This is a genomic window from Rhodoferax ferrireducens, from assembly GCF_049302455.1.
Lineage (GTDB): Bacteria > Pseudomonadota > Gammaproteobacteria > Burkholderiales > Burkholderiaceae_C > Rhodoferax > Rhodoferax ferrireducens_B.
In genome coordinates this window covers 1-19,485 of sequence record NZ_JBAQMD010000100.1, presented here as the reverse complement: position 1 = coordinate 19,485, position 19,485 = coordinate 1, and the positions used below count along the sequence as shown (strand labels likewise).

Genomic DNA, 19,485 nt, shown 5'->3' with positions numbered 1-19,485 from the left:
TCCAGGGCAGCGATGGCGATGGGGAATTCAGTGTTTGGCATGGTGACTCTGGAGGGTATTGCTTCGTTTATAAGCTTGACGGATTCGATGCGCGACGGCGCAGGTGTATCTCTTGCGCCCGCTTACCCGTCTAAGGGGGTGGATGAGAAAAAATCGTCCGAAACTTATCAACCGAAACCTATTGGAGAACATCATGCGTGATTTGAGCCCCCGAGACCTTGAACTGGTGGCGCTTGGCGCTGCGATGGGCAGCAATTGCCCGCCCTGCATGGAGCACCACATTCCGCAATCGCGAAAAGTGGGTCTGAGCGACGCTGAAATTCACGCCGCCATCCTGCATGCGGACAAGATTCGCCAAGTCCCGGCCCGCAAGACGCTCCAGACCGCGCTCGCCATGCTGCCCGCGGTTGCGCTTGAAGCCGGGAGCGCAGAGTCCATGCCAGGATGCGGATGCGTACAGGATGACAATGCACCGAGCGCCGCTGCGTCCAGCATGGCGCAGCCCGCAGGCGGCATGGCCGCGATGATGTCGAAAATGATGGCCAGCTGTGGCACGCTCGCCCCATCGGCTTGTCTTGCTCATCCTTCGGGCGAAAAGGAAGCAGGCAAGCCTGCGGCGAATGCTACAGGCGCATGCTGCTGACAGCGTGTTTGAAGATGCGCCGCCACAGCGTGATGGGGCGGCGCTGCATCGCTTGGGGAACATGACATGAATGGTGAAGTTGTACAACCCGCATTTCGCTCTATTGCTGACGATCTGGCGCAGTCGCTACGGCGCTACCTTGAACGGTATGTCGGAGACCCTGCCGTGGCGCAAGACCTGTCGCAGGAAACCCTGATGCGCATCAACCAGGGGCTGCCATCTTTTGCCGGTCGTTCGTCGATCAAGACATGGGCTTTTTCCATCGCCAACCGGGTCGCTGCCGATTACCTGCGCCATCCTGATCGAAGGCTGCACATCGTTGAGCTGGACGAAGTCGCCGAACCCATTGACCCGGATCGTGCGCTGGACGAAAAAATGATGTTGGGCGAGATGAACGAATGTATTCGCGCCGTGATCGACAGCCTGCCGGACAGTTACCGTGCCGCGCTCATCCTGCACGATCTCGAGGGACTGTCTGCCGAGCAAACGGCCGAGATTTGCGCTTGTTCCCTGGCGACGGCGAAGATCAGGATTCACCGCGCACGGCTTCGCCTGAAGGAGGCGCTGACGAAACGGTGCGAGTTCTATCGAGACCAGGACAATGTGTTTCGGTGTGATCGCAAGGCGTAGCGCCTCTTGATGAAGGCGGACAGGCCCAGCCGGTTCAATCTTCGCTGACCAGTCCGGTTGCCAGGGCCTGCGCCGGGTTGGCGAAGATGGCCATCGCGGTCGTCATTCGCTTGAAGCCCAACTTTCGGTAGAACGGCTCCTTGCCGGGAACCGCATACAGGATGATCTTCTTGTGATCTTTGGAGAGATCCACCAGCGTGGCCACAATCGCTTTGCCCACACCCGTGCCTTGATGGCTCGGGTGCACGGCGACGTCGCAGAGGTAGGCGCAGTCCATGCCATCGGCCAGTACCCGACCGGCGCCGATCAGCCGCCCCTCATCGTAGACAAAACACTTGAACATGCTGGCCGTAAACACGGTCTTCAAGCCTGATGAATTCTTGTTGCCAAGCGGGGCGACTCGGTAGAGGTCTGCGAGTTCTTCCCAGTCGATGCCGTCCTGCGCGTAGCGCCATTCGAGTGTCATGCGCTTCTCCGGATCGATTTCACTTGGCGTTCCATTCGTAGACGGTGACGATCGACGACTTGCTGGTATGCACGGGGTCACTGAAGGCCAACGCCTTGGCTTCATCCAGATTGGCCGCCTTGATAAGGTAAGCGCCCCCTGACTTGTCGGTAAACGGGCCCGCCAGTTCGAGCTGCCCCTGCTGCCTCAAACGCTCCAGAAATGCATAGTGTGCGTCGATGACGGACGGTTGAAATTGCGGTGTGCGAAATGTCATCACTAAATATCGAAACATCAAATTTCCTTTCAATGCCGGAGAGGCCGTTCAATCATGAGATTGTTAGCGGAGGTCATCACGAACAGCTCATGAAAAGGTTTGCATCACGTCTTCATGGTCGATCCCCACATTGCCCATCACGCAGCGCCGAATCAGCTCGGCATCAAGTTGGCGCTGCACGACAACTTCAGGAGAGGTGTGGTTGGGCATGATGGACAGGAGGGAGTGGTAATGGTGTGACGATGTGTTGTACTACTATTTTAATAGCTTCAAGTGACCAGTATACGGGGGCTAGAGGCCGAAAGCTGATAAATAAACGGCGCGGATGTCGGCGGCGACGATGGTTCTCACGTTTCGGCTTTTCCCACCCACTTTTGCACAGTGGGTGCTTGGTAACTGGCGAACCGGTCCAGCAGCGCTTCGGGTGTCTGCTCGACGATCAGGATGGCGCGGTGCGGTGGTTTGACGAACTGCTCCGCGACCGCATGATCCAAAAACGTCGTCAGTGCATCGAAGTAGCCCGCCGCGTTCAGCAAGCCGCAGGGTTTGGCATGAATCCCAAGTTGGGCCCAGGTCCAGATTTCGAAGATTTCTTCCAGCGTGCCGATGCCGCCAGGCATGGCAATGAAGCCGTCAGACAGTTCAGCCATCAGGGTTTTGCGCTTATGCATGGACTGCGTGACGTGGAGTTCGGTCAGGCTCTTGTGCGCAACTTCCTTTCGCACCAGTGCCTCCGGGATGACCCCCACGGCCCTGCCGCCGAGCTGCAGCACGGTGTCGGCAATCAGCCCCATGATGCCCACGCTGGCACCGCCGTAGACCAGCCCCAGGTTGCGGTCAACCAGCGACTGGGCAAGCGCACGCGCGGCGCTGGAATAGGCCTCTTGTCGCCCAGGGTTGGAGCCGCAATAAACGCAAATATTTTTCATGGTGTTGTTCGATCATGGGTGGGGGCTTGCATTTTGGCAAATGGCCTTGGCTGTGAAGAAGCGCCAAAAGTCTACCGCCCACCGGCCACATCGATAGAGGCGCCGGTGGTATAGGAGGCATCTTCAGACAGCAGCCACAGAACGGCCTTGGCAACCTCGTCGGGATAGCCGCCGCGCTTCATCGGCACGTTCTCTTTCACCCGATCCACCCGCTGGGGGTCGCCGCCACTGGCGTGAATGTCGGTGTAGATGATTCCGGGGGACACGGCGTTGACACGGATGCCCTCCGCCGCAACCTCTTTGGCCAAGCCAATGGTCAGGGTGTCAATGGCCGCCTTGGATGCGGCGTAGTCGACATATTCGCCTGGCGCGCCAAGGTGCGATGCGCGTGATGACATGTTGACGATGGCGCCGCCCTTGCCAACGTGCCGGGTCGACATGCGCCGCACCGCTTCGCGTGAACAGATGAAGCTGCCGACCACGTTGGTGGCAAAAATGCGCTGGATGCGGGCGCTGTCCATTTCATCAACGCGCGCTTGCCGCTCCAGAATCCCGGCGTTGTTGACCAGTGCGGTCAGCGGGCCGAAAGAGGCATCGACGTGTCTAAAAAGCCGGATCACATCTTCCTCGACCGCAACGTCGGCCTGAACGGCCATGGCGATGCCGTTTTTTTGGGTGATGGCCGCCACAACCGCCTCGGCCGCAGCCCGATGGTGGAGGTAGCTGATGCAAACCGCGTAGCCCGCCTCGGCGGCAAGGTGGGCAATGGCAGCCCCAATGCCTCGGGAGCCGCCGGTAATGAGGATGATTTTTTTCATGGATCTTGTGGTAAATCGTCAGGCTTGGCGAGACTGCGCCTGTGCGAAGGCTGGAAATCGTGCTGGTTAACGTTGAGCGATGAACGGCTTGGGTAGCAAAGCATAACGGTTAGCTAACTGCTATATTTTTAATAGCTGATTACGAAGGATGGACGGGGGCTACGGGCAAAAATGATGCATAACGCGTTTGATCAGTCAGCCTCTGGCCAAGCGCGCATCGCCACTTTTACGGCACGACGCAGTTCCTCCCTGGTTGCGCCGCCAGCGGCTTGTACGGCTGCGCCCTGTCCCACCATGGTCAGATAGCGTGCCAAATCGGCGACATCAACGCTGGGGGCAAGCTCGCCTTCGGCCTGAGCGCGAGCCAGTCGGTTCTGCAGCATGGTTTGCAGCGACGCTTGGCGCGCCCGCAGTTCGTCTCTGATTGAGGCGCTGGCAACACTGCCCACCAGTCCACCGTGAACAGTCAGGCAGCCATGCGGCAAGCCAGGTTGCGTTTGAATGTCCACCAGCGCCAGGAGCATGCGCTCCACACCGGTGCGCGCATCAGGCCCATCCAAGTGTTTTCGAGTGAGTTCCCCCTGGCGTTGCCAGTAGCGCTCGAGTGCGCTACGGAATAACTCCTCCTTGCTGCCGAAAGCGGCATACAGGCTGGGCTTGTTGAGGCCTGTGGCAGCCATCAAGGTGGCCATGGACGTGCCCTCATACCCGTGTTGCCAGAACACATTGACGACCTTGTCCAGCATCTCGTCAGCATTGAATCCTCTTGGACGTCCCATAGCCATTTCGTTTACTCCTTTTGCGCAAGCCCATTTTCATACCTTTCGGTAGGTAAATGTCTTGACAGCGTGGTTCAGCGCAAATACGCCATATACTTACCAATCGGTACATAAGTAAAGGGGCTACTTTGATGAACAAACAACGCGTGGTCGTGACCGGCATGGGCTTGGTGACACCGCTGGGATGCGGTGTCGAAACGGTGTGGCAACGCCTGTCAGGTGGTGCCAGCGGGCTGCGGCGCTTGTCCGATGAATTCTGTCGCGGACTGGACGCGCAGGTGGGTGCCACGGTTCCGTCAGTGCAAGAAGATGCCGAGGCAGGGCTGGACATCGACCGTGTCGTGTCGGGCAAGGACCAGAAGAAAATGGATCGCTTCATCGTCCTCGCACTCGCCGCTGCCGATCAGGCATTGCAGCAAGCCGCTTGGCAACCACAGTCACCGCACGCTCAGGAGCGAACAGCCACCATCATTGCTTCTGGTATTGGTGGATTCCCGGCCATTGCCGAGGCGGTACGCACGACCGACCTGCGTGGCCCGCGTCGACTGTCGCCCTTCACAGTGCCGTCTTTTTTGATCAACTTGGCTGCCGGTCATGTATCCCTGCGGTATGGATTCAAGGGACCGATTGGCGCACCCGTGACGGCCTGCGCGGCCAGTGTGCAAGCGTTGGGCGATGGTGCGCGCCTGATTCGCAGTGGCGAGGCGGACGTGGTGGTTTGTGGCGGCACCGAGGCGGCCATCAACCTGGTCACGCAAGCCGGCTTCGCCGCCGCCCGAGCGCTCTCCACGGGTTATAACGATTGCCCGACACAGGCTTCTCGGCCCTTTGACCGCAATCGCGACGGTTTCATCGTGGGCGAGGGGGCGGGCGTGTTGGTAATCGAATCCTTGGAGCACGCGTTGGCACGCGGGGCTGTGCCTTTGGCTGAACTGGTCGGCTACGGCACCAGCGCCGACGCCTACCACATCACCTCCGGCCCGGAGGATGGCAACGGGGCCGCCAGGGCGATGCAGATCGCGCTACGGCAGGCCGGCATCAGTCCGAATCAAGTGCAACATGTGAACGCACACGCCACCTCAACGCAGGTCGGTGATGCAGCCGAGTTGGCAGCGTTCCGCACCGTGTTTGGCGTGCCGCAAGAAGGTGCTGGCTCTCCGGCCAAAGGCCCGGCCATCAGCTCAACCAAATCGGCGACCGGGCACTTGCTGGGAGCGGCCGGCGCCGTTGAGGCCATCTTCACGGTGATGGCCTTGCGACACCAGCTGGCCCCACCCACTTTGAACTTGCACGACCCCGATCCGCTCAGCAAGGGGATGGACTTGGTACAACTTTGCTCGCGCCCGGTTGAAATGGAATATGCCCTGTCGAACGGATTCGGATTTGGAGGCGTGAACGCCGGCGTCGTGTTCAGGCGCTGGGTGGACTGAGGTGTGTCGACAATGCGTCTTGGTGTGTACGATGCCTGGCCAACAGTGCTTTGCTGTAGCGGCGGCGTGCCGCTGCGGCGCGGGCATCAGGCCTGACTTGCCAGGTCAAAAATCCGCTGCATGGCGACCCACTTTTCCCCCGCCGGGGTCCAGGGCGTGGGCACCTGGTAGGTCCACATCAGGGTTTCCCAGCGCACGATGGCCGGGTTGCTGGCCGATGCCAGCGCCATGGCCTGGGCATCGTACACGGCGGGGTCGACCTCCATCACCATGAACAGCCGGGTGCCCAGGCGGTAGATTTCCATACCAGTCACACCGTGGCTCAAGAGGTGGTCACGCACCTCGGGCCAGATTTTTTCATGCGCTTTTTCGTAGTCAAAGATGCGCTGGGCATCGTCCACCAAGTCCAGAGCCAGGGCATAGCGCATGTGTTTTTCCGGAGTTTTCAATTGCAGAATTTGGGAGATTTTCAGATTGATTATTTTTACGATGCGTGTCGTCCAAATAGAACAAACACTATGACAGCGCCCTGTCCAGGTGGGTATAGCCACCGTCGACAAAAATCCATTGCCCGGTGGTGTGGGACGAGGCATCAGATAACAGGAAGACACACATGCGCGCTATTTCTTCCGAGGTTGTCATGCGGTGGCCCAAGGGGATTTTTTGGGTGATGCTGGCCAGTTTTTCTTGCGCGTTGTCAAAGCTGTTGATCCAGCGCGCATACAAAGGCGTCATCACCTCCGCCGGAATCACCGCATTCACCCGCACGCCATCACCCAGCAGCGCCGCCGCCCACTCACGGGTCAGCGACAGCTGCGCCCCCTTGGAGGCGCAATAGCCGCTGGTGTTGCCCTGACCGGTGACAGCGGTCTTGGACGACACGTTGACGATGGCGCCCTTGCTGGCCTTGAGGTGCGGCACGCAGTAGTGCGCCATTACGTAGTAGTGAATCAGGTTGCGCTCCAGTGAGCCCACAAAGGCATCACGCCCGGCGTCCAGGCCAATGTTGTCGTTGATACCGGCGTTGTTCACCAGACCATCCACGCGGCCCAAGTCGCGTACCACCTGCTCAACCGCAGCACGGCAGGCCGCATCATCGGACAGCTCGACCTGAATGAACAGGTGCCTGGCGGCAAGCGCCTGCAATTGCTGGGCAAACTCCGCCGGCATCGGGCTTTTGCCCAGGATGACGGGAATCGCCCCCTCTTGCGCCAGCGTCAGCGAGATGGCGGCACCAATGCCGCTGGCACCTCCGGTGACGATGACCACCTTGTCCTTTAAATGCAAATCCATGGGTTTCCTCGGTTGGTGTTTAGTCTGTCACTGTTGGCAATTTGAGGCCGTAACAACGCAAGGCGTTGCCACTCCAAAAGGCTTCCTGCTCAGCGGGCGTCAGCGCTGTTTGCGCCCAGGTCTGGGCCAGTCCATGCACCGCATCGTACGGTGAAGAAAGTTGGCACACCGGCCAGTCCGAGCCATACATCAGGCGCTCGGGGCCGAAAGCGTCCAGCGCCTGATCAAAACAAGCCCAGATGTTTTGGGCATCGGCCAGGGACAGGCCCTGACCGTGACTCCAATGCGTCTCTGTCACCAGCCCCGAGAGTTTGCACATCACATGGGGCAGGGCGGCCAGTTTGCTTAAGCTGTCGACCCACGGGCGGGCCTGTTCGCGCTTGGGGCCCCAGTCACGCAAGGCCGGTTTTCCCACATGGTCCAGCACCAGCCAATACGCGTCGTGCCGGGTGCAAAAATCAATGACACTGGGCAACTGGTGTTCAAACACCAGCACGTCGTAGACCAGTTGGCGCTGTTGCAGCAGTTGCATGCCGTGGTTGACCGCCGCGGCATTGACCCAGGCCGCCACGTCCGCCTCGTCTTGCAGGATATGGCGCAGGCCCTTGAATGCAGCGTGCTCACACCATGGCTCCAAACGGTGTTCCAGGTCCGCTGCGCCCAGGTCGGCCCAGCCCACCACACCCACTACTTCGGGGTGCGTATCGGCCAGATGCAGCAAAAAGTCGGTTTCCTCAGGCAGGGTGCGCGCCTGCACCGCCACCACGCCGTCCACCCCCGCTGCGCGCCTGGCCGCCTCACAATCCGCGGGCAGACAGTCGCGCTGCAACTGCGGCATGCTGTGGCTGATCCACGGAAAGTCCTGCGCGTGGTAATGCCAGTAGTGCTGGTGGGTGTCGATCTTTATCACGCCTTGGCTTTGAATTCGTATTGTTTCAAGGACTCAGGCTTCATCTCGATGGAAAAGCCCGCCGCCTGGGGTGGCATGTAGGCTGCATCACGAATGACACAGGGGTTCAAAAAGTGCTCATGCAGGTGGTCCACAAACTCGATCACACGGCCTTCACGGGTGCCGGCAATGCACAGGTAGTCGATCATGGACAGGTGTTGCACATACTCGCACAAACCGACCCCACCGGCGTGCGGGCAGACCGGCAAGTTGTACTTGGCCGCCATCAGCATCACGGCCAGTATTTCATTCACGCCGCCCAGGCGGCAGGAGTCAATTTGCACCACGTCTATTGCGCCGCGCATGATGAGCTGCTTGAAGATGATGCGGTTCTGGCACATCTCGCCGGTTGCCACTTTGACCGGGTACACACCCTCGCGGATCACGCGGTGGCCTTCAATGTCGTCCGGGCTGGTCGGCTCCTCGATGAACCAGGGCTTGGCAAAGGCCAGTTCGCGCACCCATTGCACCGCTTGATTCACCTCCCACACCTGGTTGGCGTCGATCATCAATTGGCGATCTGGCCCGAGCACCTCGCGGGCGATACGCAGGCGGCGAATGTCGTCGGCCTTGTCGCGGCCCACCTTGAGCTTGATGTGGTTGAAGCCCGCATCGATAGCCTCCTGGCACAGACGGCGCAGTTTGTCGTCGTCGTAGCCCAGCCAGCCGGCGGAAGTGGTGTAGCAGGGGTAACCCTCTCGCTCCAGCGTGGCCCAGCGCTCTCTTTTGCCAACCGCCCGCTCTTGCAGCAGGGCCAAGGCCTCTTCGGGCGTGATGCAGTCGGTGATGTAGCGAAAGTCGATGAGCTTGACGATCTCTTCGGGGCTCATGCGTGACACCAGCTTCCATACCGGTACACCTTCCTGTTTGGCCCACAAGTCCCATACGGCATTGACCACCGCGCCTGTGGCCAGGTGGATGGCACCCTTGTCCGGGCCAATCCAGCGCAACTGGCTGTCCGAGGTGATATAGCGCCAGAAACGCCCCATGTCCTCGGCCACCCAAGACATGTCCAAACCCACCACCAGATGGCGCATGGCCTCGATGGCGGTGCAGCAAATCTCGTTGCCGCGCCCGATGGTGAAGGTCAGACCATGGCCCTCCAGGCCGGGCTGGTCGGTTTCCAGAATCACATAGGCTGCGGAATAGTCCGGGTCCGGGTTCATGGCATCCGAGCCGTCCAGATGCTGGGACGTGGGGAAGCGCACGTCCAAGACGCGCATGTTGATGATTTTGCTCATGTCAGGCTTGTATGGTCGTTTGTGTTTGGTGCCCCAAGCCTTCAATGCCCAGGTGCATGGTTTGTCCGGCGCGCAGATAAACCGGCGGCTTTTGTCCCAGGCCGACACCGGGTGGTGTGCCGGTGGAAATGATGTCGCCGGGCTGCAGGCTCATGAAGCGGCTCAGGTAGCTGATCAGGAAAGCCACACCGTAGACCATGGTGGAGGTGCTGCCGTTCTGATAGCGTTTTCCGTCCACTTCCAGCCATAGTTTCAGGGCTTGCGGGTCGGGCACTTCATCGGCGGTGACCAGCCAGGGGCCAGTGGGACCAAAGGTGTCGCAGCCCTTGCCCTTGTCCCAGGTGCCGCTGCGATCGAGCTGGAATTCGCGCTCCGACACGTCGTTGATCACGCAGTAGCCCGCCACGTGTGACAGGGCATCGGCTTCTTCGATGTAGCGGCCTCCTTGGCCAATGACCACGCCCAGTTCTACTTCCCAGTCGGTTTTGACCGAGTTGCGGGGAATTTCCACCGTATCGTCAGGCCCGACGATGGCGCTGGTCCATTTGTTGAACACCACCGGTTCTGGGGGCACCTGCATGCCGCTCTCGGCCGCATGATCCGAGTAATTCAGGCCAATGCAAATGAATTTGCCCACCTTGCCCACACAGGCACCCAGGCGCAAGTCTTTTTGCGGTGTGCCGGCCACCAGGGGCAGGCTCTCCATGTTCACGCCACGCAATCGCGCCAGACTCTCGGGCAGCAGCGCAGCACCGGCCACATCGGCAATCACACCGGAGAGGTCGCGCACGCGGCCCTGGCTATCCAACACACCGGGCTTTTCCTGACCTGGCAATCCGTAGCGTAAAAGTTTCACAGTCTTATCCTCAAGCTAAAAAAACAAAACGGGGCAAGCCCGCGCTGACATCCGGTCAGCCGCGTGTCTTGCCCCAACAGCATCAATCGTAAAGAACCGCCGCGATCTTGGCATCCTTCATGTTGGTCTTGTCGTAGTAGTAAAAGCCGGTGTCGATGATCTTGGGCAGTTTCTCGCCCTTGAGTGCTTTCACCGCAGCTTCCACCGTCTTGTAGCCAATGCCGACCGGGTTTTGCGTGATCGCGCCGGCAATGGTGCCGTCGTTGATCATGTCTTTTTGGGCCTTGCCGGAGTCAAAACCAATGATGATCACGCCGGTTTTCTTGGCCTCTTTCAGACCCTTGCCCGCGCCAATGGCAGAACCCTCGTTGGTGCCGAAGATGCCCTTGAGCTTGGGGTGTGCTTGCATCAGGGTCTTGGCAATTTCAGCCGACTTGAGGTGGTCGCCAGCGCCGTACTGAATGTCCACCACCTTGATCTTGGGGTACTTGGCCTTGATCTGATTCACAAAACCATCGCGCCGGCCGGTGCCGGTGGTGCTGGTCTGGTCGTGACCAATGACGGCCACTTCACCTTCGCCACCGATTTTTTCAGCCATTTTGTCGGCGGCCAATGCGGCGGCTGCCTTGCTGTCGGTCTGTGCGGTGGTCAGCACAATGTCGCTGTCCACGCCGGAGTCAAACGCAATCACAGGAATCCCGGCGGCCTGGGCTTTTTTCAAGAGAGGAATGGCGGCCTTGCTGTCGAGCGCGGCCAGGCCGATGGCATTGGGCTTCTTGGCCATGGCGGCCGACAGCATGTCGATTTGCTTGTCCACTTGCTGCTCGGTCTCGGGGCCTTCAAACGTGACCTTGACCTTGAAGTCTTTGCCGGCCTGGTCAGCGCCTTGTTTCACCGCTTGCCAGAACTGGTGCTGGAAGCCTTTGGAGATCAGTGGAATGTAGATTTCCTGGGCTGATGCGATGCTGGCAAAACCTGCCAGGGCCAGACTGGCGGTCAAAGCCAGCAGTCTTCTTTTTGCGTTCATGGTTTGTCTCCTGAAAAAAATGACGATGTGAATACGAGTGCGAAATCAAGGAATCACGGGGGGTGAAGGTCAGTGGTTTGGGTGTCAGGCAGGTCTCCTTACTTCTTGTCGCGCCGCAGGTTGTCGGTGTAGACCGCCAGGATGATGATCAGCCCGGTCAGCACCATTTGCCACTCCTGGGCGACCGAAATGATGCGCAGGCCGTTGATCAGCACACTCATGATGAACGCGCCAATGATGGTGCCCATGATGGTGCCGACACCGCCGCTCAGCGACGTGCCGCCAATCACCACCGCCGCAATGGCATCGAGCTCGTAGCCCTGGCCCAAAGCGGGTTGCGCGGAATTCAGGCGTGAAGCAATCAGCAAGCCGGCAATGCCGCAAATGCTGCCCGCAAAGGCGTAGATGACGATCTTCCAGCGGTTCACATTGACACCCGACAAGCGCACCGCTTCTTCATTGCTGCCCAGGGCGAAGGTGTAGCGGCCCAGGGCGGTTTTGTTCAGCACCACGGCGCACACCACCGCCACCAGAAACATGATGAGCACACCATTGGGGATCGGCAGACCCGGAATCAAATCGCCAATCAGCGAACCCAGGGCAATCTGGTCAAAGCCTTCCACGTCGCTGAAGTAAATCGGACGGGTGCCGGTGATGATCAGCGACACACCCTTGAGCAGCATCATCATGCCCAGCGTGGCAATGAACGGCGGCACCCGCAGCTTGGTGATGGCCAGACCAGAGATGCAGCCCGACAGCGCGCCCATGGCCAGGGCGCACACAATGCCCAGCGGCATGGGTAGCCCCAGGTTGACCATGAACACACCCGCCATCACAGCGCAAAACGTCATCAGCACGCCCACCGACAAATCGATCCCGGAGGTGATGATGATGAAGGTGCTGGCAATGGCCAGCACACCAATCACGGTGGTGGACTGCAGGATGCCGATGATGTTGTCCTGCGTCATGAAGGCATCGGGCTTGAGCACCGTGAACACCGCAGTCAGCGCAATCAGGCTGGCAAAGGCCAGCAGTTTTTGTTTGGCTTGTCCGCCGGACAAACGGGCCAGCCAGGAGGGGGAGGAAGTGAATTGGGTCATGGGGTCGCCTTGGGGTCTCAGGGTTCAGTGCACGGTGGCCGCGTCAAGCTCGCGGCGGGTGGCCAGCGCCATCAGGGTTTCCTGGGTGGCGGTGTCGCCCGGCACCTCGCCGGTGATGCGCCCTTCACACATCACCAGCACGCGGTGGCTGAGCAGCAGCACTTCGGGCAGCTCGGAAGAAATCACGATGATGGCCTTGCCTTGCGCGGCCAGGTCGTTGAGCAATTTGTAAATTTCGCTTTTGGCGCCCACGTCGATGCCGCGTGTGGGTTCGTCAAAAATCAGCACCTCGCAGTCTTGCACCAGCCACTTGGCAAGCACCACCTTTTGCTGGTTGCCGCCGGACAGCAGGCGCGCTGTTTGCGTGAGCGACGGCGTTTTGATGCGCAGCTTTTCAACCATCTGCTGCGAGATGCGGTGAATCTCTGGTTGGTTCAAAAAGAAGCCCCACTTCAGCCAGCGCTTCAGGCTGGGCAGTGTGATGTTGGATTCCACGTCCATGCCGGTAGCCAAGCCAAAGTGTTTGCGGTCTTCGGACAAATAGCCAATGCCCGCTTGCACCGCGTCCTGCGGTGAAGCCAGGTGAATGAGCTCACCGCGCACCCGCACCTCGCCCGAGTCAATCGGGTCGGCACCAAACACGGCGCGCGCCACCTCGGTGCGGCCAGCCCCCATGAGCCCGGCAAAGCCCAAAATTTCGCCCCGGCGAACGCTGAAACTCACGTCCCGAATCACCCGGCCCCGGTTGAGGCCACGCACCTCCAGCAGCACCTCGTTGGCGGAGGTATCAGGAATGTGTTTTTCGACCTGCTCCAGGTTGCGCCCAACCATCATGGCAATCACCTGCTGCATGGGGGTGCTGGCGGGCACGGTGCCGATGGTGCTGCCATCACGCATGACGGTGATGCGGTCGGCAATGCGCTGGATTTCGTCCATCTTGTGCGAGATGTAGACAATGCCCACGCCCTCGCTCTTGAGCTGGCGGATGATGCGAAACAACTCATCAATCTCGGCATTGTTCAGCGCGGCCGTGGGCTCGTCCATGATCAGCACGCGCGACTTGAACGACAGCGCCTTGGCAATCTCCACCATCTGCTGGCGCGCCACAGTGAGCTCGCCAATGGCGGTGGTAGGGGCCAGTGCCAGGTTCAGGCGGTCAAAAAGGGCTTGCGTGTCCTGGTTCAGCTTTTCCTCATCCAGAAACAAGCCACCCAGGCGGCGCGGCTCGCGCCCCAGAAAAATGTTTTGCGCCGCCGTCAGGTGGTTCATCAGGTGCAACTCCTGATGCACGATGCCAATGGCGAGCGACTGCGCGTGCGCCGGGTTCTCAATCTCCACCGGTTGGCCGTCGAGCAGCATCTCGCCACTGTCTTTGCCGTACACCCCGGCCAGAATCTTCATCAGGGTGGACTTGCCCGCGCCGTTCTCGCCCATCAGGGCGTGCACCTCGCCAGCGCGCAAGTCAAAGTGCACCTGGTCCAGCGCCTTGACGCCGGGGAACGATTTGCTCAGGTTCTTGACAGAGACCAAAGATGTCACGCTGCGGCCTTTCGTGGATTGCTTGCGAAGGATAGCGTTAAATCGTCACGCCGCCGTCCACCAGCAGGGTCTGCCCGGTGACAAAGCGTGACTCATCACTGGCCAGATACACCACCATCGGGGCGATGTCGGCCACCGTGGCCAGGCGGCCCATGGGCTGGCGGGCGATGAAGTCAATCTCTGCCTGCACCGGGTCAGCCGCGCCGGCGATGCGCCCGCGCAAAGACGGTGTGTCCACCGTGCCGGGGCACAGCGCGTTGGCGCGCAAACCGGCTTTCACATAGTCCGCCGCCAGCGATTTGGTCAGCCCAATCACCGCCGCCTTGGTCGCGCCATAGGCACAGCGGTTGGCAAAGCCCTTGATGCTTGAGGCCATCGAGGCCATGTTGATGATGGACACGCTGACACCCGGCGTTTGCGTCTTGTGCAGCATGGCGGGCATGAAGGCGCGGGTCATGCGGAACATGCTTTTCACGTTCAAGTCAAAGCTCAAGTCCCAGTCGGCCTCGGTGCATTCGAGCATGCTGCCATTGGCCACCATGCCCGCGCAGTTGAACAAGGCATCCAGCGCCGGGGTGCGCTCTGCCAGTGCTGTCACGGCAGCGTCGTTGCGCACATCCAGCAGCGCGACCTGAATGCCGGCATGCGCTGCGGCCAGACTGTCCAGAAACTGCTGGTTGATGTCGGTGGCGATCACCCGCGCACCCTCGGCGGCGCAGGCCAAGGCGCTGGCGCGGCCAATGCCCTGTGCCGCCGCGGTAATAAGCACTGTTTTGCCTTCTAAACGACCTTGACGCATGCTTCAGACTCCGGTTTAATAATTCAAATATGAATAAACAATTCATGTATGAAGCAAAATGATAAATATGTTTCTTGGATTTAGCCCTGGTACTTTCCCTAATAGCCGCCCGGAATCACACACGCTCTGCTATAAAAACCGCCAAACGAGACACCTATGCAACCCACAACACACAGACCCCGCGGCCGACGCCCAAAAACTGAAGAAGGCCCAGACACTTTGGCTGCCGACGAGCGCTACCGCGCCCCCGCACTGGACAAGGGCCTGGACATTCTGGAACTGCTGGCCACGCAGCCGCAGGGGCTGACGCGGGCCGAGATCGTCAAGGAAATGGACCGCAGCGCCAATGAGATTTACCGCATGCTGGAGCGTCTGGTAGTGCGGCAGTACGTGATGCGCAACGCCTCTGGCGACCGCTACGCGCTGAGCCTCAAGCTGTTTGCCTTGGCCCATATGCACCCGCCCTTGAGCCGCCTGATCAATCAGGCGCTGCCGGTCATGGATGAGTTTGCCCGCAAGGCCGAGCAGTCCTGCCATATGGGGGTGTACGACCGGGGCAATGTGCTCATCAGCGCCCAAATCAACAGCCCGCGCGGCTGGAGCTTTTCGGTGCAGCGCGGCGCGCGCGTCGGGCTGCTCGACACCGCCTCCGGCCATATCCTGCTGGCGTTTTGTGACCAGGGCAGTTACCAGCGCATGCGTGCGGAGCACACACCGGTGGACGGTGAGGTGCCGATCAGCGAGGAGGCTCTTGCCGCTGCGCTGACCGAGGTCCGTGCCCGTGGCTACCTGGAGCGCGACAGCGCGCAGTCTTTTGGTGTGGTGGACATCTCGTACCCGATCCTGGGGCCGGACAACAGCGCGCTGGCCACGCTGACCTGCCCCTACATCCGGCGCATCGACCGCCACATCGGCCCGGAACTGGAACGGGTGCGCGGCTATTTGCACCAGGCCGCGCAAGCCTTGTCGCTTGCTCAGGGGATGGTGCGCTGAGTTTTTGATTGCACCAACTGCTCAGGTCGCAGCTACCTTGATCCGCAGCCTGAGTAACGTTGCCGACCGAGGCGGCTGTTTGGCTGTCCACTCCCGCCGCATGAGACCTATGGCTCCAATGCTTAAGCTCTGTTCGAGGCTGATGGCAATGGTTTGGCGGCAGCAGCACCCTGGTTGAGCTTGTTGCGGTGTTGCTTGTCCTTGTGCACTTGGTGGTCCGTGATTCTCTTGCCAGGCATGCCGTTCACTTTCGACATGTGTCGAAGGTCTAACGGTAGCCCCGCCTCCCGGACCCGCCCGGTGCAGGACTCTATCCGGCCAACATAGCTGTCGTCAACTGGCCAAGGTAGCGGGTGATGCTATCCAGGCGGGCCAGGCCGTTTGAATGCCCCTCTTCTGTGTCTTGATGTAAAAAAAGCATCCGCATACCTCATCTGTACGCATCAGGCGGGATCGTGATGGTGGCCGACATCGCTCGCACGCTTGCCGCCTGTACCGGCAAGCTGACGCTGGTGACCAGGCCGGCGGATTTGCTGCGCCAGGCAGCGGCATCGGTTGAAGCCGACTTGGTCGGGCAATCTCCCGAATCTGCGCCTATTCTGCGCCTATTCCAAACTACCTTTAGTTACAACTGTCGGCAACTCTTAAGAAAGCTCTAAGAATTTGATCTTATCGTTCATCAACGTTGCCTATTAATCAAAACCGAGCCATTGGAGGTCCGACATGAGAATCCGTATCCTTGCCGTTAGCGTCGCGCTAACTGGCGTCAACATCGCCTGGGGAGCGATGAATGAACCCATCAAACCCATATCAGCCGCCAAGGTCACCAACCCGGCCCAGGTCGAGCTCGGCAAAAAGCTCTTCTTCGATCCGCGCCTGTCGAAATCCGGCTTCATCTCCTGCAACTCCTGCCACAACCTGTCGATGGGCGGCACCGACAACCTGAAGACGTCCATCGGCCACAAGTGGAACGAAGGCCCGATCAATGCCCCCACCGTGCTCAATGCCAGCATGAACATCGCCCAGTTCTGGGACGGTCGCGCCAAGGATTTGCAGGCACAAGCCGGCGGCCCGATCGACAACCCGGGCGAAATGGGCTCTACCCACGGTCTCGCCGTCGAGGTGCTGCAGTCGATTCCCGCTTATGTCGCCGAATTCAAAAAGTCCTTCGGCACCGACAAAATCGGCATCGAGCAAGTCACCAAGGCGATTGCCGCATTCGAAGAGACCTTGGTCACGCCGAACTCGCGCTTCGACAAGTGGTTGGCGGGCGACCAAAAGGCGCTGTCGGCGAATGAGCAAGCCGGCTACAAGCTCTTCAAAGACAGTGGTTGCGTTGCCTGCCATAACGGTCCGGCCGCAGGCGGCAGTTCCTACCAGAAGATGGGCGTCGTCGCGCCTTACCAGACATCGAACCCCGCCGAAGGCCGCTTTGCGGTTTCCGGCAAGGATGCCGATCGCCTCAACTTCAAGGTGCCGACGCTGCGCAATGTGGAAATGACCTATCCCTACTTCCATGACGGCGCCGCCAACACGCTGACCGAAGCCGTCGACACCATGGGCCGCCTCCAGCTGGGCAAGAAGTTCACGGGCGACGAGAACGCCAAGATCGTCGCCTTCCTGAAGACGCTCACCGGCGAGCAGCCGAACTTCAAGCTGCCGATGCTGCCGCCATCTTCCGACAAGACGCCCAAGCCGCAACCGTTCGCGCAAAAGTAAGCCCCTCGCCAGCGAATGGCGAGGTGCAGAGGGGAGCAGTGATGAAGGCTCCTTATCCCATTTTTTTATTATTTTGAAGGAATACGATGAGTTTGAGGAAAAACACGAAACGATACGGATCGCTGTCCATCGGGCTGCACTGGGTCATGCTGCTGCTGCTCGCGGCGGTGTATGCCTGCATGGAACTGCGCGGTTATTTTCCGAATGTCAGCGTTCCGCGCGCCTGGCATTTCATGTTGGGCTTGACCTTTTTTGCACTGGTCGTGGTGCGCCTGGTGGTCCGTATGACGACTTCGCCCCCTCCGATCAAGCCCAATCCACCCAAGTTGCAGACGCTGTCAGCCAAGCTTGTGCAGATTGGGCTCTATACGCTCATGATTGGCATGCCGCTGGCAGGATGGTTGCTTCTCAGCGCGTCCGGAAAGCCGATCCCGTTCTTCGGCCTGCACCTGCCGGCGCTCATCAGCAAGAGCAAAGATATGGCGGAGTTCATCCAGATCATCCATGAGACCGGTGGCACCGCGGGTTACTTCCTGATCGGTTTGCATACCGTCGCCGCTTTGTATCACCACTATGTGGTTCGGGACAACACCTTGCTGCGCATGCTTCCGGCCGGCGCTTGAGTCAACGCCATCGCTGGCGATATCTGGCTTTGCGCTCCAGCCGATGTCCCGGCTGGGGCCAGAATCCCGAACAATTTATATAAAACTGGTCTCTAGCCCCCGTGTATCCTGCCTGATATGCTCCTGAATATGTAGCAGTTTCAGAGCGGGAGCGTTGATCTTTCACCGTGATCCCCGTCCATGCGGTTCATGCCGATGCCGCCACCACCGTGATTTCGATCAGCAGATCCGGGGAGGCCAGGTTGGCCTGCACGGTGGTGCGCGCTGGCGCGGCGCCACTGGGCATCCAGGCCTCCCAGGTGGCGTTCATGGCCGCAAAGTCTTCCATGTGCTTCAGGTAGATGGTGGCCGACAGCAGGCGGCTGCGGTCGCTGCCGGCTTCGGCCAGCAAGGTGTCGATGCGCCGGAGCACTTCGCGGGTCTGGTCCTCAATGGGGGTGGGCGCGCTGCCGCTGGCGGTCTGTCCGCACAAAAAAACCAGGCCGCCGTATTGCACGATTTTGCTCATGCGGGCGTTGCTGTGGTAGCGCTGGATGTCCTGGGTCATGTTGTGGGGTCCTTGTTTTCTTCAGTGAAAAGTGACGCCAGCGAGGCCAGCGGCACCGGTTTGAGGGGTGAGCGAATGTGATACGCGCCCACTTCGGCGACCGGCTTGCCCAGCTCGCTGGCCAGAATCTGCGTCACCGTCAGGCCGCACAGGCGGCCCTGGCATGGCCCCATGCCGCAGCGGCTGAAGAACTTGGTCTGGTTCGGTCCCTGACAGCCCAGGCGCGCCATCTCGCGGATGCGCCCGGCCGTGACCTCCTCGCAGCGGCACACCACGGTGTCGTCGGCGGGCGTGTTGATCCACTCGGGCGGGCGGTACAGCGCATCAAGAAACGGCCGGATGCGAAGTTGTTGCCGCAAGGCCTTTCGCGCTGCTCCAGCGCGCTCGTCGCATTCGGTGGCAGACAGGCGTTGCAGTGCGTGCGCCGCGCCCAGGGCGGCCAGGGTGCCGCTGGCTTCTGCCGCCAGGGCACCACCAATGGAGGCACCATCGCCTGCGATGCGCAAGCCCGCCAGCGAGGTCTGGCCCCAGTCGTCGACGCGCGGCTGCCAGGTGAGTTGCGCCGCGTCCCAGTCATGTTCCACGCGCAACAGGCGGGTCAACTGCGTGTTCGGCACCACACCGTGGTGCAGCAGCACGACGGACGCGTCCAGCCGGTGCTCGCGCCCACCGGCGGTAAAGCGCAAGGCCTCGGCCCGCTGCTGCCCTTCGACGGCGAGCTGGGTCGCCCCGGAGAACCAGGGTATGCCCGCGGCCCGCAGGCGTCGCATCAGGCGCAAGCCTTTGATGAGTGTGGCAGGCGTGCCCAGTGCCGCCGGCAGGTGCCCCAGCGCGGCCCAGCGGTTGGC

General features: G+C 60.3%; 23 protein-coding genes. 6 read left to right on the top strand and 17 right to left on the bottom strand.

Annotated elements, in window-relative coordinates; translation table 11 throughout:
* Nucleotides 1-193: 193 nt before the first annotated feature.
* Together WA157_RS16880 and WA157_RS16875 are read left to right on the top strand one after the other, a co-directional pair.
* A complete protein-coding gene (locus WA157_RS16880; RefSeq protein ID WP_422622068.1) occupies nucleotides 194-643 on the top strand; it encodes a carboxymuconolactone decarboxylase family protein in 450 nt (149 codons plus the stop codon).
* 66 nt (nucleotides 644-709) lie between these two features.
* Nucleotides 710-1,273 (top strand): RNA polymerase sigma factor, encoded by a 564-nt coding sequence (locus WA157_RS16875; RefSeq protein WP_422622067.1) that lies wholly within the window; start codon nucleotides 710-712, stop codon nucleotides 1,271-1,273.
* Nucleotides 1,274-1,307: 34 nt separating this feature from the next.
* Here the strand turns inward: WA157_RS16875 and WA157_RS16870 are convergent, their stop codons facing one another.
* The 6 genes from WA157_RS16870 to WA157_RS16845 all read right to left on the bottom strand — a co-directional run bounded on the left by WA157_RS16870 (nucleotide 1,308) and on the right by WA157_RS16845 (nucleotide 4,527).
* The gene (locus WA157_RS16870) at nucleotides 1,308-1,739 is read right to left on the bottom strand and encodes a GNAT family N-acetyltransferase (protein WP_422622066.1); all 432 of its coding nucleotides are present in this window, start codon (nucleotides 1,737-1,739) and stop codon (nucleotides 1,308-1,310) included.
* Between the two features lie 19 nt (nucleotides 1,740-1,758).
* The gene (locus WA157_RS16865; RefSeq protein WP_422622065.1) at nucleotides 1,759-2,013 is read right to left on the bottom strand and encodes a YciI family protein; all 255 of its coding nucleotides are present in this window, start codon (nucleotides 2,011-2,013) and stop codon (nucleotides 1,759-1,761) included.
* 69 nt (nucleotides 2,014-2,082) lie between these two features.
* A complete protein-coding gene (locus WA157_RS16860; RefSeq protein ID WP_422622064.1) occupies nucleotides 2,083-2,205 on the bottom strand; it encodes a hypothetical protein in 123 nt (40 codons plus the stop codon).
* A gap of 137 nt (nucleotides 2,206-2,342) precedes the next feature.
* The gene (locus WA157_RS16855) at nucleotides 2,343-2,924 is read right to left on the bottom strand and encodes a TIGR00730 family Rossman fold protein (protein ID WP_422622063.1); all 582 of its coding nucleotides are present in this window, start codon (nucleotides 2,922-2,924) and stop codon (nucleotides 2,343-2,345) included.
* A gap of 71 nt (nucleotides 2,925-2,995) precedes the next feature.
* Nucleotides 2,996-3,742, bottom strand: coding sequence for an SDR family oxidoreductase (locus WA157_RS16850; protein WP_422622062.1), 747 nt, complete (start codon nucleotides 3,740-3,742; stop codon nucleotides 2,996-2,998).
* 191 nt (nucleotides 3,743-3,933) lie between these two features.
* Complete coding sequence (locus tag WA157_RS16845) at nucleotides 3,934-4,527, bottom strand: TetR/AcrR family transcriptional regulator (RefSeq protein WP_422622061.1); 594 nt, start codon at nucleotides 4,525-4,527, stop codon at nucleotides 3,934-3,936.
* A gap of 125 nt (nucleotides 4,528-4,652) precedes the next feature.
* Here WA157_RS16845 and fabF point away from each other — a divergent pair, with 125 nt between their 5' ends.
* Nucleotides 4,653-5,951 carry a beta-ketoacyl-ACP synthase II gene (gene fabF, locus WA157_RS16840; RefSeq protein ID WP_422622060.1) on the top strand — a complete coding sequence of 433 codons (1,299 nt, stop codon included), beginning with the start codon at nucleotides 4,653-4,655 and terminating at the stop codon, nucleotides 5,949-5,951.
* Between the two features lie 86 nt (nucleotides 5,952-6,037).
* On the opposite strand, the gene WA157_RS16835 is transcribed toward fabF, so the two are convergent.
* From WA157_RS16835 to WA157_RS16795, 9 genes are all read right to left on the bottom strand, one after another.
* Entirely contained in the window at nucleotides 6,038-6,379 is a 342-nt protein-coding gene (locus WA157_RS16835; RefSeq protein WP_422622059.1) for an L-rhamnose mutarotase, read from the bottom strand.
* An 88-nt stretch (nucleotides 6,380-6,467) separates the two neighbouring features.
* The gene (locus tag WA157_RS16830; RefSeq protein WP_422622058.1) at nucleotides 6,468-7,244 is read right to left on the bottom strand and encodes an SDR family oxidoreductase; all 777 of its coding nucleotides are present in this window, start codon (nucleotides 7,242-7,244) and stop codon (nucleotides 6,468-6,470) included.
* Nucleotides 7,245-7,263: 19 nt separating this feature from the next.
* Nucleotides 7,264-8,154: an amidohydrolase family protein gene (locus tag WA157_RS16825; RefSeq protein ID WP_422622057.1), complete on the bottom strand. Its 891-nt coding sequence runs from the start codon at nucleotides 8,152-8,154 to the stop codon at nucleotides 7,264-7,266.
* Complete coding sequence (locus WA157_RS16820) at nucleotides 8,151-9,434, bottom strand: L-fuconate dehydratase (RefSeq protein WP_422622056.1); 1,284 nt, start codon at nucleotides 9,432-9,434, stop codon at nucleotides 8,151-8,153. Before WA157_RS16820 ends, WA157_RS16825 begins: the two co-directional genes overlap by 4 nt.
* A 1-nt stretch (nucleotide 9,435) precedes the next feature.
* Nucleotides 9,436-10,290 (bottom strand): fumarylacetoacetate hydrolase family protein, encoded by an 855-nt coding sequence (locus WA157_RS16815; protein ID WP_422622055.1) that lies wholly within the window; start codon nucleotides 10,288-10,290, stop codon nucleotides 9,436-9,438.
* Nucleotides 10,291-10,372: 82 nt separating this feature from the next.
* Entirely contained in the window at nucleotides 10,373-11,317 is a 945-nt protein-coding gene (locus WA157_RS16810; RefSeq protein ID WP_422622054.1) for an ABC transporter substrate-binding protein, read from the bottom strand.
* A gap of 98 nt (nucleotides 11,318-11,415) precedes the next feature.
* Nucleotides 11,416-12,417: an ABC transporter permease gene (locus WA157_RS16805; protein ID WP_422622053.1), complete on the bottom strand. Its 1,002-nt coding sequence runs from the start codon at nucleotides 12,415-12,417 to the stop codon at nucleotides 11,416-11,418.
* A 24-nt stretch (nucleotides 12,418-12,441) separates the two neighbouring features.
* Nucleotides 12,442-13,956: a sugar ABC transporter ATP-binding protein gene (locus WA157_RS16800; RefSeq protein WP_422622052.1), complete on the bottom strand. Its 1,515-nt coding sequence runs from the start codon at nucleotides 13,954-13,956 to the stop codon at nucleotides 12,442-12,444.
* Between the two features lie 37 nt (nucleotides 13,957-13,993).
* Nucleotides 13,994-14,755 (bottom strand): SDR family oxidoreductase, encoded by a 762-nt coding sequence (locus WA157_RS16795; protein ID WP_422622051.1) that lies wholly within the window; start codon nucleotides 14,753-14,755, stop codon nucleotides 13,994-13,996.
* A gap of 156 nt (nucleotides 14,756-14,911) precedes the next feature.
* Here WA157_RS16795 and WA157_RS16790 point away from each other — a divergent pair, with 156 nt between their 5' ends.
* The 3 genes from WA157_RS16790 to WA157_RS16780 all read left to right on the top strand — a co-directional run bounded on the left by WA157_RS16790 (nucleotide 14,912) and on the right by WA157_RS16780 (nucleotide 18,090).
* Nucleotides 14,912-15,748, top strand: a complete 837-nt coding sequence (locus WA157_RS16790; protein ID WP_422622050.1) for an IclR family transcriptional regulator — start codon at nucleotides 14,912-14,914, stop codon at nucleotides 15,746-15,748.
* Between the two features lie 723 nt (nucleotides 15,749-16,471).
* A complete protein-coding gene (locus WA157_RS16785; RefSeq protein ID WP_422622049.1) occupies nucleotides 16,472-17,467 on the top strand; it encodes a cytochrome-c peroxidase in 996 nt (331 codons plus the stop codon).
* 86 nt (nucleotides 17,468-17,553) lie between these two features.
* Entirely contained in the window at nucleotides 17,554-18,090 is a 537-nt protein-coding gene (locus WA157_RS16780) for a cytochrome b (RefSeq protein WP_422622048.1), read from the top strand.
* A 187-nt stretch (nucleotides 18,091-18,277) separates the two neighbouring features.
* Here the strand turns inward: WA157_RS16780 and WA157_RS16775 are convergent, their stop codons facing one another.
* Together WA157_RS16775 and WA157_RS16770 are read right to left on the bottom strand one after the other, a co-directional pair.
* The gene (locus WA157_RS16775) at nucleotides 18,278-18,637 is read right to left on the bottom strand and encodes a RidA family protein (protein ID WP_422622047.1); all 360 of its coding nucleotides are present in this window, start codon (nucleotides 18,635-18,637) and stop codon (nucleotides 18,278-18,280) included.
* A partial coding sequence (locus WA157_RS16770) for a (2Fe-2S)-binding protein (RefSeq protein ID WP_422622046.1) occupies nucleotides 18,634-19,485 on the bottom strand: 852 nt, incomplete at its 5' end. The genes WA157_RS16770 and WA157_RS16775, both read right to left, overlap by 4 nt.

Coding starts and splice junctions, on each gene's coding strand:
- WA157_RS16880 (WP_422622068.1), top strand. CDS start 194: ATGCGTGATTTGAGCCCCCGAGACCTTGAACTGGTGGCGCTTGGCGCT.
- WA157_RS16875 (WP_422622067.1), top strand. CDS start 710: ATGAATGGTGAAGTTGTACAACCCGCATTTCGCTCTATTGCTGACGAT.
- WA157_RS16870 (WP_422622066.1), bottom strand. CDS start 1,739: ATGACACTCGAATGGCGCTACGCGCAGGACGGCATCGACTGGGAAGAA.
- WA157_RS16865 (WP_422622065.1), bottom strand. CDS start 2,013: ATGTTTCGATATTTAGTGATGACATTTCGCACACCGCAATTTCAACCG.
- WA157_RS16860 (WP_422622064.1), bottom strand. CDS start 2,205: ATGCCCAACCACACCTCTCCTGAAGTTGTCGTGCAGCGCCAACTTGAT.
- WA157_RS16855 (WP_422622063.1), bottom strand. CDS start 2,924: ATGAAAAATATTTGCGTTTATTGCGGCTCCAACCCTGGGCGACAAGAG.
- WA157_RS16850 (WP_422622062.1), bottom strand. CDS start 3,742: ATGAAAAAAATCATCCTCATTACCGGCGGCTCCCGAGGCATTGGGGCT.
- WA157_RS16845 (WP_422622061.1), bottom strand. CDS start 4,527: ATGGCTATGGGACGTCCAAGAGGATTCAATGCTGACGAGATGCTGGAC.
- fabF (WP_422622060.1), top strand. CDS start 4,653: ATGAACAAACAACGCGTGGTCGTGACCGGCATGGGCTTGGTGACACCG.
- WA157_RS16835 (WP_422622059.1), bottom strand. CDS start 6,379: ATGCGCTATGCCCTGGCTCTGGACTTGGTGGACGATGCCCAGCGCATC.
- WA157_RS16830 (WP_422622058.1), bottom strand. CDS start 7,244: ATGGATTTGCATTTAAAGGACAAGGTGGTCATCGTCACCGGAGGTGCC.
- WA157_RS16820 (WP_422622056.1), bottom strand. CDS start 9,434: ATGAGCAAAATCATCAACATGCGCGTCTTGGACGTGCGCTTCCCCACG.
- WA157_RS16810 (WP_422622054.1), bottom strand. CDS start 11,317: ATGAACGCAAAAAGAAGACTGCTGGCTTTGACCGCCAGTCTGGCCCTG.
- WA157_RS16805 (WP_422622053.1), bottom strand. CDS start 12,417: ATGACCCAATTCACTTCCTCCCCCTCCTGGCTGGCCCGTTTGTCCGGC.
- WA157_RS16795 (WP_422622051.1), bottom strand. CDS start 14,755: ATGCGTCAAGGTCGTTTAGAAGGCAAAACAGTGCTTATTACCGCGGCG.
- WA157_RS16790 (WP_422622050.1), top strand. CDS start 14,912: ATGCAACCCACAACACACAGACCCCGCGGCCGACGCCCAAAAACTGAA.
- WA157_RS16785 (WP_422622049.1), top strand. CDS start 16,472: ATGAGAATCCGTATCCTTGCCGTTAGCGTCGCGCTAACTGGCGTCAAC.
- WA157_RS16780 (WP_422622048.1), top strand. CDS start 17,554: ATGAGTTTGAGGAAAAACACGAAACGATACGGATCGCTGTCCATCGGG.
- WA157_RS16775 (WP_422622047.1), bottom strand. CDS start 18,637: ATGACCCAGGACATCCAGCGCTACCACAGCAACGCCCGCATGAGCAAA.